Annotated in this window: 13 protein-coding genes; 6 read left to right on the plus strand and 7 right to left on the minus strand. The window is 45.7% G+C overall.

Translation table 11 applies throughout. From position 1 onward, the window contains the following. Positions 1-85: 85 nt before the first annotated feature. On the minus strand, positions 86-721 hold the full coding sequence (locus Q4A73_RS06315; protein ID WP_303206621.1) for a bifunctional 4-hydroxy-2-oxoglutarate aldolase/2-dehydro-3-deoxy-phosphogluconate aldolase: 636 nt from the start codon (positions 719-721) through the stop codon (positions 86-88). Between the two features lie 6 nt (positions 722-727). Next, positions 728-2,530 carry a phosphogluconate dehydratase gene (edd, locus tag Q4A73_RS06320; protein WP_303206609.1) on the minus strand — a complete coding sequence of 601 codons (1,803 nt, stop codon included), beginning with the start codon at positions 2,528-2,530 and terminating at the stop codon, positions 728-730. A gap of 122 nt (positions 2,531-2,652) precedes the next feature. On the opposite strand from edd, the gene zwf reads away from it, so the two are divergent. The 5 genes from zwf to Q4A73_RS06345 all read left to right on the plus strand — a co-directional run bounded on the left by zwf (position 2,653) and on the right by Q4A73_RS06345 (position 8,703). After that, on the plus strand, positions 2,653-4,032 hold the full coding sequence (gene zwf, locus Q4A73_RS06325; RefSeq protein ID WP_303206610.1) for a glucose-6-phosphate dehydrogenase: 1,380 nt from the start codon (positions 2,653-2,655) through the stop codon (positions 4,030-4,032). A gap of 88 nt (positions 4,033-4,120) precedes the next feature. Beyond that, a complete protein-coding gene (gene pgl / locus Q4A73_RS06330) occupies positions 4,121-4,801 on the plus strand; it encodes a 6-phosphogluconolactonase (RefSeq protein ID WP_303206611.1) in 681 nt (226 codons plus the stop codon). After that, a complete protein-coding gene (locus Q4A73_RS06335; RefSeq protein ID WP_303206612.1) occupies positions 4,782-5,795 on the plus strand; it encodes a glucokinase in 1,014 nt (337 codons plus the stop codon). Before pgl ends, Q4A73_RS06335 begins: the two co-directional genes overlap by 20 nt. Next, positions 5,773-7,419 (plus strand): glucose-6-phosphate isomerase, encoded by a 1,647-nt coding sequence (pgi, locus tag Q4A73_RS06340; protein WP_303206613.1) that lies wholly within the window; start codon positions 5,773-5,775, stop codon positions 7,417-7,419. Before Q4A73_RS06335 ends, pgi begins: the two co-directional genes overlap by 23 nt. Before the next feature lie 72 nt (positions 7,420-7,491). After that, positions 7,492-8,703 carry a sugar MFS transporter gene (locus tag Q4A73_RS06345; RefSeq protein ID WP_303206614.1) on the plus strand — a complete coding sequence of 404 codons (1,212 nt, stop codon included), beginning with the start codon at positions 7,492-7,494 and terminating at the stop codon, positions 8,701-8,703. 171 nt (positions 8,704-8,874) lie between these two features. Here the strand turns inward: Q4A73_RS06345 and Q4A73_RS06350 are convergent, their stop codons facing one another. The 5 genes from Q4A73_RS06350 to ilvC are packed head-to-tail and all read right to left on the minus strand — an operon-like array spanning position 8,875 to position 12,942. Continuing rightward, positions 8,875-9,744, minus strand: a complete 870-nt coding sequence (locus tag Q4A73_RS06350; RefSeq protein ID WP_303206615.1) for an RsmB/NOP family class I SAM-dependent RNA methyltransferase — start codon at positions 9,742-9,744, stop codon at positions 8,875-8,877. Continuing rightward, positions 9,734-10,117: a Holliday junction resolvase RuvX gene (gene ruvX, locus Q4A73_RS06355; RefSeq protein ID WP_303206616.1), complete on the minus strand. Its 384-nt coding sequence runs from the start codon at positions 10,115-10,117 to the stop codon at positions 9,734-9,736. The genes Q4A73_RS06350 and ruvX overlap by 11 nt, the downstream gene beginning before the upstream one ends. Next, positions 10,114-10,890, minus strand: coding sequence for a DNA-processing protein DprA (locus Q4A73_RS06360; protein ID WP_303206617.1), 777 nt, complete (start codon positions 10,888-10,890; stop codon positions 10,114-10,116). Before Q4A73_RS06360 ends, ruvX begins: the two co-directional genes overlap by 4 nt. After that, positions 10,880-11,917: a divergent polysaccharide deacetylase family protein gene (locus Q4A73_RS06365; protein WP_303206618.1), complete on the minus strand. Its 1,038-nt coding sequence runs from the start codon at positions 11,915-11,917 to the stop codon at positions 10,880-10,882. Before Q4A73_RS06365 ends, Q4A73_RS06360 begins: the two co-directional genes overlap by 11 nt. A gap of 2 nt (positions 11,918-11,919) precedes the next feature. Continuing rightward, complete coding sequence (gene ilvC / locus Q4A73_RS06370; RefSeq protein ID WP_303206619.1) at positions 11,920-12,942, minus strand: ketol-acid reductoisomerase; 1,023 nt, start codon at positions 12,940-12,942, stop codon at positions 11,920-11,922. 120 nt (positions 12,943-13,062) lie between these two features. Here ilvC and Q4A73_RS06375 point away from each other — a divergent pair. Next, positions 13,063-13,840: RNB domain-containing ribonuclease (locus Q4A73_RS06375; protein ID WP_303206620.1), on the plus strand; the 778-nt coding region annotated here is incomplete at its 3' end.

Genomic DNA, 13,840 nt, shown 5'->3' on the forward strand with positions numbered 1-13,840 from the left:
GATTTTAGAAAGTGAAAGCGGCAATTTTATACAAGTAAGCTTAAAATTTGATGAAAAATTTTAAATTTAAAAACATTTACCAAATTTAAATCCCCCGACTCATCTTGGCAAGTTTCGTGATTTCGCCCCATTGTTTTCTCTCAATGAGCTCTTTAGGACTGAGCCAAGATCCACCCACACATAATACATTTTCAAGCTCAAGATAAGAATTCGCATTGCCAGCATTGATGCCGCCTGTGGGACAAAATTTAACCCCAGAAAAAGGCCCCTGTAAGGCCTTGAGCAAGGCCACGCCGCCCACAAGTTCAGCGGGGAAAAGCTTCAAGCAAGAAAGCCCATATTCCAAAGCCAACATCACCTCCCCAGCACTCGAAACGCCCGGTATCAAAGGTATTTTCAAGCCACTTTTGCAATCTTGCAAAAATTGCACATTCACCCCCGGGCTTATGATAAATTCAGCCCCGCTATCCTGCGCCTCACGCGCTTGATCGGCATTAAGCACCGTCCCAGCTCCCACCACAAGATCGGGGCAATGCTTCCTAATAAGCCCAATAGCCCTCAGTCCATCCTCAGTTCTCAAAGTGATTTCTAAAATTCTCACCCCACCCTCGAGCAAGGCCTTGGCCAAATCCACCGCCAATTCAGCCCTCTCCACGCTAACCACCGGGATGACTTTACTGACGCTTAATACCCGCTCTGCCCCCATCACTGCCTCCTTGATTGAAATTTAATCAAAACATCCCCCAAAGCTCATCGCCCCCGTTTCGGCACTGGAGCTTTGCATTCTAAAGCCCGCGAAAAGCTCCCTCCCGCACCCCCAAATTTCCGCAGGAGAAAGGCTCCCGCCCTCCCTCTTTTGCCATGCCTCATCATCGACCAAGGCCTCCAGCACTCCGTTTTTAGCATCCACTAAAAGCATGTCGCCGTTTTTGATTTTGGCTATGTTTCCGCCCATTGAGGCCTCGGGACTGGTATGGATCGCGGCTGGAATTTTCCCTGATGCCCCAGACATCCTGCCATCCGTAACGAGAGCCACCCTAAGCCCCCTATCCTGTAAAATTCCCAAAACGGGAGTGAGTTTATGAAGCTCTGGCATGCCGTTCGCTCTGGGTCCCTGATGGGGCAAAACGGCAACAAAATCCTCCCGCAACTCCCCCCGCTCAAAGCTTTGTAGTAGCTCCTGCTGGGAATAAAACACCCTAGCCCTAGCCTGCACGATGCGATGCTCGGCCTTCACGGCTGAAATTTTCATCACGGCCCTGCCGATATTGCCGCTTAAAATTTTGACCCCACCATCCGCGCTGAAAGGATTGTCGATACCCCTCAAAATTTCCTCATTTTTGCTCGTCCCTACCCCCTCCTTATAAACGAGTCTGCCGTCTATCAAAAAGGGATTTTTTGTATAGGCTTGCAGACCCCTTCCCATGATGGTATCCACATCATCATGCAAAAGCCCCTCTTTCAAAAGCTCACCGATGATAAAGGCCACGCCCCCTGCGGCCTCAAATTGATTCACATCCGCCCTGCCGTTGGGATAGACCCGAGCCAGCAGGGGAATGAGGCTTGAAATGGCATCAAAATCATCCCAGTCGATCAAAACCCCCGCCGCACGCGCTATGGCGACCAGATGGATGGTATGGTTTGTCGAGCCTCCCGTTGCCATCAGGCCTATCATGGCATTGAGTATGCTTTTTTCATTGACGATTTGCCCCAAGGGCTTGACTTTGGTGCTTGCCATGTGCGTGGCCGCAGCTTCGACGAGCTTGGCCCTAAGGGGCGTGTTTGGGTTGATGAAGGCGGAATTTGGCAGGTGCAGTCCCATGAATTCCATCATCATTTGGTTGGAATTGGCCGTGCCGTAAAAGGTGCAAGTGCCGACATCGTGATAAGACTGCATTTCGCTTTGCAGTAAATCATCGCGAGAAATTTTACCCTCAGCAAAAAGCTGCCTCGCTTTGGATTTTGCCTCATTTGAAATTCCGCTAGTCATGGGGCCTGAGGGCACAAAAATACTGGGCAAATGCCCAAAACTTAAGGCCCCTATCAAAAGTCCGGGCACGATTTTATCGCACACGCCGAGGTAAAAGACCCCATCAAACACCCTATGCGAAAGGGCTATGGCCACACTCATCGCGATCACATCCCTAGAAAAAAGACTCAGCTCCATGCCCTCATAGCCCTGAGTGATGCCATCGCACATGGCGGGAGTACCCCCGGCAAATTGGGCGAAGGCCTGATGCCTGAGAAGCTCTTTTTTGATGATGTCGGGATAGTTTTTAAGGGGCTGATGGGCTGAGAGCATGTCGTTGTAGGCTGAGATTATGGCGTAATTGGCGTTTTGATTGTTCTTGATCCTGTCTTTGATGTGCTGGGGTATGCTAGCATAGGCGTGGGCTAAATTCGCACAAGCCAAACGCTCCCTTTGAATTTTAGCCCCGCTGTCAAAAAGACGCTCCAGGTAGGCCGTTCTTGTTTTTTTCGAGCGCTCTGCGATGTTTTGGGTGATTTTTTGAAGTTTTTGGGTAGCCATATTTTTCCTTGAAAACGATGCTTATCATTCTATAAATGAAAAACTAAATATTAGCTTTTAAGTCAAATTCGGGCATAATCTTTAAAATGTCAAGACTAGAGCCTGATCGAAAGGAGATTGCCGTGGATGATTTGGATTTTGTTCTCTTTGGAGCCACTGGGGATTTGGCCATGCGGAAGCTTTTTCCTTCTTTGTATGAGGCCTTTAGGAAAAATTTTTTACCCATCAATACAAGGATCATCGCGACAAGCCGAAGTGTCTTTGATACCCAAAATTTCATTGATGAGCTGGAAAAGAAGGCTAAAATTCACATCACAAATTGCGAAAATGAGCGGTGGCAAAATTTCATCCAAAAAATAAAATATTTGAGCATAAACACGAACGAAAGCGGAGATTTTAAGGCATTAGAGCAAGAAATCGCCGACAAAAATAAAAACATAGTGATTTATTTTTCCATATCCCCGGAATTTTTCATTAAGGTCTGCGAGAATTTAGCGAGCATAGGACTCAACCGATCAAAAACAAGAATCATACTGGAAAAGCCTTTGGGGATGGATCTAAAATCCTGTCAAAACATCAACAACGAAGTGGCGAAGTATTACAGAGAGGAGCAAATTTATAGAATTGATCACTACTTGGGCAAACAAAGCGTTCAAAATATCTTGATTTTGAGGGCTTATAATCCCATTTTCGCTTCTTTGTGGAACAAACATTTCATCGATCACATTCAAGTAACCGCCTTTGAAACCCTAGGCGTGGAAAATAGGGGAGAATTTTACGATAAAACGGGCGCTTTAAGGGACATGGTGCAAAATCATATCCTGCAAATTTTATCCCTTCTGGCCATGAAAATTCCCAGCAATCTGAACGCAGACAGCATAAGAAGGGCCAAATGTGAAATTTTGAAAAAAATCAAGCCCCCAACCCACATCGATCAACAGGTCATCAGGGCGCAATACACCCAAAATAAGGGGCATAAGTCCTACATTGACGAATCCAACATAGCGCCAAAGAGCAAAACCGAAAGCTTCGTGGCCTTTAAGCTGGAATTTGACGATGAGGATTGGCTGGGGGTGCCTTTTTATGTCAGGACGGGCAAGAGGATGGCTGATGCTTATGTGCAAATTGTGGTAGTGTTTCAAAACGACACACCTTACACTAACAAACTCATCATAAATTTGCAACCCAAAAACGAGCTTTGCTTAAAAATCGCCGTGAAAAATAATGAAGGCTATACCGATCACGTCGAGCAGGCATTAAAATTCACGCAAGAAGAGGCGCATATGAAACCTTACGAAAGCCTTATTTTAGATGCTATAAGGGCCGATGCTACTTCTTTCAATCATAAAGATGAGCTTGAAATGGCTTGGATTTGGGCGGATAAAATTTTAGAATATTTCAATCGCCCCGAAACGCCACTATACCACTACAAAGCGGGGAGTTTTGGACCCAAGGAGGCCTTTTTGCTCATACAAAAAGATGGGCGTGAGTGGTTTGAGTAAATTTGAAACATTATTTTCAATTTTTAACGATTTTCTGACCAAATTTTTCACGCTGTTGTTATACTAAAAACAAAAACAAGGACTGAAAGTGTCGTTTGCATTGTATAGTTTTGCCACACAAGAATTATGCAACAAAGCCTTAACTTCAGCACTTTTAACGCAGATCAAAGAGCTTTTAGCCCTCAAAAATAAGGTCGTTTTAGCCCTATCGGGTGGCCGTTCGCCTAGGGATTTTTTGCAGCTTTTAAGCGAACAAGAATGCCAGTGGCACAAGTGTGTCATCAATTTGGTCGATGAAAGAGTGGTGGATGTGGAGCACGAGGATAGCAATGCCGCATTCATTCAAAAATATTTTTTACAAAATTCAGCCCAAGCCGCGCGTTTCATCCCCCTACTTGAAGAGGCCAATGACGATTTGGAATTTTTGCTAAAAAATGCGAATGCGAATTTCATCCAGCCCGATTTTGCCGTGCTTGGCATGGGTCTTGATGGCCACACAGCCTCCCTATTTTCAGACGCTAAAGAATTTGACCACGCCCTTCGCACTCAAGAAAACATCGTAGCGATTAGCCCTAAAAATGCCCCCCACAAAAGACTTTCCTTGTCCCTAAGCGCTTTGGAAAAATGCAAAAAATTATTCCTACTCATCGGCGGGGAGGATAAGGCTAAAGTGTTTCAAAAAGTAATTAAAAATGTCCAACCAACCCATCCCGTCTCCTACATACTCCACTCAAGAAAGGTCCCATGCGATGTCTACTTCCACGATTAAAAAATCTTACCCAAGGCTTTTGGCAGATATTGGCGGCACAAATGCTCGTTTTGCCCTGCAGGTTGGCGAGGATGAAATTCAAAATGTGGAAGTCCTAGCTTGTAATGACTATAACACCGTTGTGGATGCCATTAAAACCTATCTCAGTAAGGTGAACAATCCTACCGTCAAGCTGGCGGCCTTTGCCATCGCTAATCCCGTAATGGGCGATTGGGTGCAGATGACCAACCACCACTGGGCCTTTTCCATCGAAACAACCAGACAGGCTTTGAATTTGGAAATTCTGCTACTCATCAATGATTTCACCGCGCAGGCCTATGCCATTTCTAAAATCAAAGAAGAGGAATTGATGCAGGTTGGAGGCAAGACCTGCGATCTTAACGCCCCCAAAGCCGTCATAGGCCCCGGGACAGGGCTTGGCGTGAGTGGTCTCATACCCTGTCATAATGAATCATGCATGGCGCTTTCTGGCGAGGGCGGGCATGTGAGCTTTTCGCCCTTTGACGATACTGAGGTGATGATTTGGCAGTATGCGAGAAAAAAATTCGGGCATGTCTCTGCCGAGCGTTTTTTGAGCGGAGCCGGACTCGTTCTCATCTACGAAGCCCTAGCCAATAGGGAGGGCATCAAGGGCGCCAAAATGACCCCCACTCTCATCAGTGAGCACGCCCTAAGCGGAAAGTCGCCCCTATGTCGTCTGACTTTGGATATATTTTGCGCGATGCTGGGCACGGTTTCTGCGGATTTGGCCCTCACTTTGGGGGCTAGGGGCGGGGTGTATCTTTGTGGCGGGATCATTCCTAGATTTATTGATTATTTTAAAAATTCTCCCTTCAGGGCGCGTTTTGAAAACAAGGGTCGCTTTGATGCTTATTTGGCGGCCATTCCTGTCTATGTGGTTTTGGCAAAATACCCCGGCATCACGGGCATAGCCGTAGCCTTAGAAAATTTTTTAAACAAAGACCATCAAAATGAAAAGTCTCAAAAAGCTTAATGCTTTCAAGGCCCTAAAACAGCATTTTGACGAAATCAAATCCTTACACATGAAGGATATGTTCGAGCAGGATGCGGACCGCGCTAGACGTTATTTTTTAAAGCAGGGCAATATAAGGCTTGATTATTCTAAAAATCGCATCAACGACAGGAGTTTGGAGCTTTTGATCGATTTGGCTGAGGAATGTGATTTGAAAAATAAAATCAAAGCCATGTTCGAGGGAGAAAAGATCAACACCACCGAAAATAGAGCCGCCCTGCATACGGCATTGAGGGAGCAAAATTTAAAAGAATTCAAGCTCGATGGGCAAAATATCAGCAAGGATGTGCGTGAAGTGCTAGAGCGCATGGGTGAATTCAGCGACACTCTGCGTCGGGGTGAATGGCTGGGCTACACGCATCAGATCATCAGCGATGTCGTGAATATAGGCATAGGAGGCTCGGATTTGGGGGCCTTGCTAGTGTGCAAGGCGCTAAAGCACTACGGCCATCCACGCCTTAATATGTATTTCGTTTCTAATGTGGATAGCTTTCAAATTCAAGATGTCCTAAAGCGAGTGCATCCTGAGACCACCCTTTTCATAGTGGCCTCTAAGACCTTCTCCACTCAAGAAACCCTAACAAACGCCCTCACAGCTAGGAAATGGTTTTTAGACCACGCCTTGGATGAGAAATTCATCGCGAAGCATTTTGTCGCCGTTTCTACCAACAAAGAAGCCGTGAAAAGCTTTGGCATCAACGAAAATAATATGTTTGAATTTTGGAATTGGGTGGGGGGCAGATACAGCCTTTGGTCGGCCATTGGGCTATCCATCATGATTTATTTGGGCAAGGAAAATTTCAAAAATTTGCTCAAAGGTGCCTTTGAGATGGATGAGCATTTTAAAAATGCTGATTTTCAAAATAATATGCCCGTGATTTTAGCCCTGCTTGGAATTTGGTATATCAATTTTTTCGGTGCACACAGTCATTTGATCGCCCCTTATGACCAGTGCCTGAGATATTTTCCCAAATTCATCCAGCAGCTTGATATGGAAAGCAATGGCAAATCCGTGCGCAAAAACGGCGCTAGGGTCGATTACGACACGGGGCCTATCATCTGGGGGGATATGGGCATCAATGCCCAGCATGCTTTTTTTCAGCTTTTGCATCAGGGGACGCATTTGATTCCCATCGATTTGATAGCCTCTTTGAGTAAAAAAGGAAATTTGCCCGGACACCACGAAATTTTACTCAGCAATCTTTTTGCCCAAGCCGAGGCCTTCATGAAGGGCAGAACTCATGAGGAGGTCTATGCGCGGATGATTCGAGGCGGTATGAGCGATGAGGAGGCGGGAAAATTAGCCCCGCACCGAGTTTTTTCGGGCAATCGCCCCAGCAATGTGCTCTTGCTTGATCATATTTGTCCCAAGAGCTTGGGATCTTTGATCGCCCTTTATGAGCATAAAATTTTCGTTCAAGGCGCCATTTGGGACATCAATAGCTTCGATCAATGGGGTGTGGAGCTTGGCAAAGAGTTGGCCGGGAACATCTTATCGCAGCTTTGCGGGGAAAAAAATTCTTGCAAACACGACAGCTCAACCGAGCAACTGATACGAATTTATAAAAATTTTAATGCGCCTTAGTCGCATTCTAAAAAAGGAGGTTATAAAAACTAAACTTAACGCAATTTCACAATCAATTAAAAAGGAGAAAAAATGCAAACAAGATCCAACTCATTTGCCCTAGCGACCCTGACGGCTTTGTTTTTCGCTATGGGTTTCATTACGGTATTGAATGATATTTTAATACCCCATTTGAAGGTTATCTTCGATTTGAATTATTTTGAAGCCGCTTTGATACAATTTTGCTTTTTCGGAGCATATTTCATCACGGGAGGCTTTTTTGGCAAGGTGATTTCAAAAATAGGCTATCCCGCAGGGGTTATTTTGGGCTTCATTTTGACTGCCTTTGGCTGCGTGCTGTTTTATCCTGCCGCCTCAACGGCTTCCTACCCTATTTTCTTAGGAGCCTTGTTTGTTTTAGCCAGTGGGGTCGTTTTACTCCAAACGGCCGGAAATCCCTTCGTAACCCTCCTTTCACCGGGCAAGGAAGCGAGCTCCCTAACCCTCGTGCAGGCCTTCAATTCACTCGGCACCACACTGGGGCCCTTATTTGGGACAGCCTTCATCCTTTCAGGCACGGCAGAATATGCGAGCAAGGCTCAAGAAGCCCAATCCGTGCAAATACCCTATCTGGTCATAGCAGGAGTTTTGATCCTTTTAGCTGTGGTAGTGTATCTTTTGAAGTTGCCCGATGTGAGAAAAACGGCCGAGGATGTGAGCGAGAAAATCCAAGATGGCAAGGTGAGTATGTTCGAATACCCTCATCTTGTTTTGGGCGCGGGGGCTATATTTTTCTATGTGGGCGCCGAGGTGGCCATAGGCTCTTTTCTCATCTTAACCATGAAGGAATTTGCTGGCATTGATGAAATTTCAGGCGGTCAATACATCGCTCTATACTGGGGCGGGGCCATGGTGGGTAGATTTTTGGGAAGTGCCATTATGCGTAAAATTGCGCCCAACAAATGCCTAGCCTTCAACGCCTTTATGAGCATAGCTTTGATTGTCCTAGCTGTGATCAGCGGCGGCAAAGTGGCTATGGTGGCTCTCATCCTCATCGGGCTTTTCAACTCCATAATGTTCCCGACTATATTTTCATTGGCCACTAAGGATGTTGGCAAATTTACAAGCCAGGCCTCTGGTCTCATTTGTATGGCGATAGTAGGGGGTGCTCTAGTCCCGCCCGTGCAAGGCTTGGTGGCTGATTATAGCAATCTGCTCTTGTCTTATGTTGTTCCGCTGTTGTGCTACATTTATATAGTGTTTTTTGCCGTTAAAGGATGCAAAACGTCTCAAAAATCGACATAATTTCAATCTGCTCTGGATATTAAAACTTGATTTTTAATATCCTGGGGCTAAATTTTTTTGAGTCGAATGGGCGAAAATTGTTGCATTGAAAATTTAAATCGCGTGAGATCCATGCCTAAAATCTTAAAAAGAAATTCATGCTAAATAGAAATTTCTTGATGTTTGTGAGAATTAAATTCTGCGCAATTTGGCGATGAAAAAACCATCATAATCAAGGCACGGCAGTATCCTTTTGGCCCTGCAAAGTTGCGGGTATTTTTCGCTTTGCGCATCCTTTGTCGCGACCCCACTCACATCAAGCTCCAATAATTCAAATCCCACATTGCCCCCGAGAGCATTTTCCAAAACCCCCTCATTTTCCTCACGCGTGAAGGTGCAGGTGCTGTATATCAACTCTCCGCCCTGTTTTAAAGCCTTAAGCGCGGAATTCAAAAGTCCTTTTTGCAAGGTGGAAAGTCGGCGGATTTCTTTTTGTGATTTTTGCGTGCAAATACCTATTTTAGCTAGTGTGGAGCAGGGCGCATCCAAAAGTATTTTATCAAATTTCAAGGGACACAATGCGCCTATGCTTCTCGCATCTTTTAGAAAAATTCTCGCCCTAACGCCGTAATTTTTGAGATTTTTTTGCAGGGTAAAAAAGCGAGTTTTATGCGCCTCAACGCAGGCCAAATAGCCCTCATTTTGCATGAAATTTGCCAAATTGATGCTCTTACCGCCCGGCGCCGCACACAGATCCAAAACGCTTTGATTTTTACAGGCGCCTAAATTTTTCGCACAAAGATAAGAAGCATAATTTTGCAGGTAAATTTTCCCCTCGCCAAAGGCTCTAGAATGGCTGAGTTTAGCCCTATGCTCAGCCTTGAAAAGGTAGCAAAAATCATCCATTTTTTGAGGGCCAAGCGCCGCAAAATCGCTGCAAAATTCCTCCACGCTATATTTTATTTTATTGATGAAAACGCAGATATTTTTCGGCCCCTCAAAGCTTTTTTGGATGCTTTCTAGCTCTTCTGGGCTATAAATTTCAAGGAATTTAGAGAGCAAAATAATCCCTAAGCATCAAAAACGCGGCAAGAGAGTCCACTTTGCCGTCCCTTTTGCCTCTCTTTTGCGTCCGCAAAGTCTGCGCCTCCTTGCTTGTAAAGCCCTCATCGACAAAGCAAAGCTCCCCATCAAATTCGAGCAAATTCACAAAATGCCCAATTCTACGCGTCATTTCCTCCTCAGAACTCCCACCCTTAGGCAGTCCTACGATGAGCCGTTTTATTTGATGCAGTTTGATGAGAGAGCGGATTTCATCTGCGGCCTGATGGCGATTTTTACGCAGGATGGGGGCCAAAGGGAGGGCGATTTGATCCTCAAGGCACAGGGCGACCCCTATGCGTTTTAGGCCTACATCAAGCGCCAGGGTCCTCATCGCAAAAGCCTTATAAAAAGCCCCTCAATGGCGATTTTCCCCTCAAGCTCATACTCATAAACCCTTGAGCCAAAAATTTTCAAAGCCTCCTCCAAGCCTGCCCCCTTTTTGCAAAATTCTAAAAAATCGTCCCTCGTCTCTTCTTTAGGCTCTCCAAATTTAGCGGCAAATTCCCTAAAGTCCGTAATCAACTCCGCCCTTTTTTCTTTCAAAAGCCAATTCGTCCCCTCACTCTCACCCAGCCTGTGCGGGAGGACAAAGATCGGCTTTTTCATCATTCTAGCCAGCCTCGCACTCTGCATAGAGCCGCTTTGCAAATGAGCCTGAGCGATGATGACGCATTCGCTAAGGGCGATGATGAGGCGATTTCTTAGTAAAAAATCATAGCCATGAGGCATGTAAGCATCCTCATTTTCACTCAAAACGAGGGCTTTTTGATAAAGCTCTCTGATGATGGCTTCGTTATTTTTGGGGTAAATTTGGCCAAGTCCGTTGGCAAAAATCCCTATGGTGCAGGGCATGGAGCCCTTTGCAGCGGTGATGTCCACCCCCAGGGCCCCGCCGCTTACCACGCAGACTCCTGCATTTTTGAGCACGTGGGCAAGCTCCAAAACGCAGTTTTTCGTGTAGATATTCATCTTTCTGGAGCCGATGATGGCGATTTTTCTGCGCTTCAAAAGCTCCAAATTTCCACGATAATACAATTTTTTTGGCGGATTTTTTGCCCCGCTGAAAAGACCCAGCGCCCCCTCGTCCAAAAGCCTACTCGCCATAAATTTCACTCAAATAGACAAGTTCAACGCTTTTGAGTAAGTCCCTGCTTTCCTCCAAGGCCTTGAATGTCGTTTTTTTAGGATGGCCTATGGCGATGGCAAAGCCCCTTTTTTTTGCAAGCTCTACGACATTTTTGAGTTGATTTTTAGTGTAATCAACATCCTCTTCATTGTCTAAGAATATGTCCCTTTTGATATAGCTTTGTCCAAATTCTTGCGCCATTTTTAAAGCCTTTGAGGCGCCTATGGTGCGAGAATCCACAAAAAGTAAATCGTATTTTTTCAGCGCCACAAAAAGCTTCCTCATCGCCCTCTCATCACTGGTAAATAGGCTTCCCGTGTGATTGTTGATGTATCTTAAGCCTTTGAAATCTTGCTTGATGCGGCGGATGCTTTCTTCGATTTTTTCTGCGCTATCGCTCGCCTTTAAAAAGGGCAATTTGTGATTGAAGGCTATGGCTTCTAGGGGCAGATGCACCATATAAAAGTCAAATTCTGCTGCGAGTTTTGGAGTGTCATCGTGATTTTTGTAGGGTGGGAAAAAGGAAGGGTTGAGTTTTAAATTCAAGCTTTTGAGTTTTTTCACCTGCTCTTTGCTCATCATATCATCGATAATAATAGCAAGCTTCGCGCCTTGATTTGAGGGGACTGGGGTTGTTTTTGGGGCCACCTCGGGCGGAATTTGGCTGTGCCCAAAAGATCGTTCCTCGCTGACATTTTGCTCAAAATTCTCTTGCTGGCTCAAATTGGCATCAAAACCCTGCGCAGTAGTGTTTTGCTCGATTTTCGAAAGCATGGATTCTTTGGTCGCGTTCAAATCCTCGACAAATTCCTTAAAAACCGCGTCCTGATTATCAAAAAAAGGCCGCTCCACTGGGGGGGGATGGGGCGTGAATTCTGCCTTTTGTTGCGGGATTTTCCCGGTGTCATCGCGCCCCAAAATCAACAAAAGCAAAACGATGCAAAGCAAAAAAAGCACAGCGATGATCAAATATCGCTGAATTTGGGTAATTTTCTCCTCAGGCAAGCTTAATTCTTATCTTTATCGATGAGTTTTTTACTGCCAATCCACGGCATCATGGCGCGCAGTTTGCGTCCTGTTTTTTCTATCAAAGACTCCTCAGTCAAGGCTCGCTTGGCATACATTTTAGCAAAGCCTGCCTTTTTTTCTAAAATGAAATCCCTCGCAAAAACGCCCTCTTGTATATCCTTTAAGACCCGCTTCATCGCCTTTTTGGTGTGGGGGGTGATGATCTTTGGGCCTGTGATGTAGTCGCCGTATTCTGCGGTGTTGGAGATGGAATAACGCATGTCGGCTATGCCACCTTGATAGATCAAATCCACAATAAGCTTGGTCTCGTGGAGACACTCAAAATAGGCCATTTCTGGCTCATAGCCCGCCTCAACTAGGGTCTCAAAGCCAGCCTGTATGAGGGCCGTAAGCCCCCCGCAGAGCACGGCTTGCTCGCCAAAAAGGTCGGTTTCGGTCTCTGCCTTGAAGGTGGTTTTGATGATGCCCACCCTGCCGCCACCTATGGCGCTTGCGTAGGAGAGGGCTAAATTTTGTGCGTTTTTGCTAGCATCCTGATGCACGGCGATGAGACAAGGCGTGCCGCCTCCTGTGGCGAATTCATTACGCACGGTATGACCTGGCGCCTTTGGAGCTATCATTATCACATCCACGCCCTCTGGAGCGATGATTTGCCCGTAGTGGATGTTAAAGCCGTGAGCGAAGGCTAGAGACTTTCCTTCGCTTAAATTGGGCTTGATTTGATTTTCATAAATTTCAGCCTGAAGCTCATCGGGAGCTAGAATCATGATCACATCGGCTTTTTGCGTGGCCTTGCTCACGCTTAGGACCTCAAAATCTGCTTTCAGGGCCTTCTCCCAGCTGGTGCCGCCCTCTTTCAGGCCGATAAAAACCTCCACGCCGCTATCCCTTAGATTCATAGCGTGGGCGTGTCCTTGCGAACCAAAGCCTATGATGGCGACCTTTTTGGAGCGGATCAAACTCAAATCGCAATCCTTATCATAATACACGACAACAGCCATTGATTTTCCTTGAAATTTTAATAACGAAGCGGGATTATAACAAAAACTTGTTGGGATTTTATAGAGTTTTTATAAAAAATATGGAAGCATAATGCAAATTTTTGCGATGAAGTTGGGGTTGTGATAAAATTCTTAAAAAGCCTATCTTACGGTCTTGACTCTCAAAAACTTAGTGGCGAAGACAAGCAAATTCTGCGTGAGCTTTTGAAAAATGGCGTGGTGAAAGAGCATAAAAATAAATTTTATCTCAATAATAATTTCATCTTCGGTGAGCTTGACATTTCAAGCAAGGGCACGGGCTTTTTGCGCTGCTGGGATGGGAGCTACAAAAAAGATTTGTTGATAGAAAATAAAAATTTAGCCGGGGCAAACTACAAGGACCTCGTAGCTGCCAAGCTTTTGCCCCTGCGGCGTGGGCGTGGGCGTGCGAAGGTGGTTTTAGTGCTAAAAAGAGCCCACGAAACCTCCCTTGTCATTACGAAAAAATACGGCCAAGCCGTGCTTGGGATGCACATCAAAACGGGACTCAGCCTAGCCCTTGAGGCCTCGCAAAAATCCTTAAAAGCCCTCCCACTGGGGACGATTTTGAAGATAGAAAATGCAAACAATGCCATCGTTGAGGTTTTGGGACATATTGACGATGAGGGCGTGGATGAGAAAATTTCCCTCGCACTTTTTAACAAAAATGCCGTTTTTTCCGAGTCTTGCCTCGATGAAGCCAGAGCTTTTGGCGACAGCGTGGATGCGGCGATGTATGCGCAGCGGGTGGATTTGCGCCATCTTAGCTTTTGCACCATCGATCCCATCGATGCGAAGGACTTTGACGATGCGATTTATTACGATGCGAAGAAGAGCGAGCTTTTTGTGGCTATCGCGGATGTGAGTGCCTATGTGAGTG

This window comes from Campylobacter sp. (assembly GCF_030528245.1).
GTDB lineage: Bacteria > Campylobacterota > Campylobacteria > Campylobacterales > Campylobacteraceae > Campylobacter_D.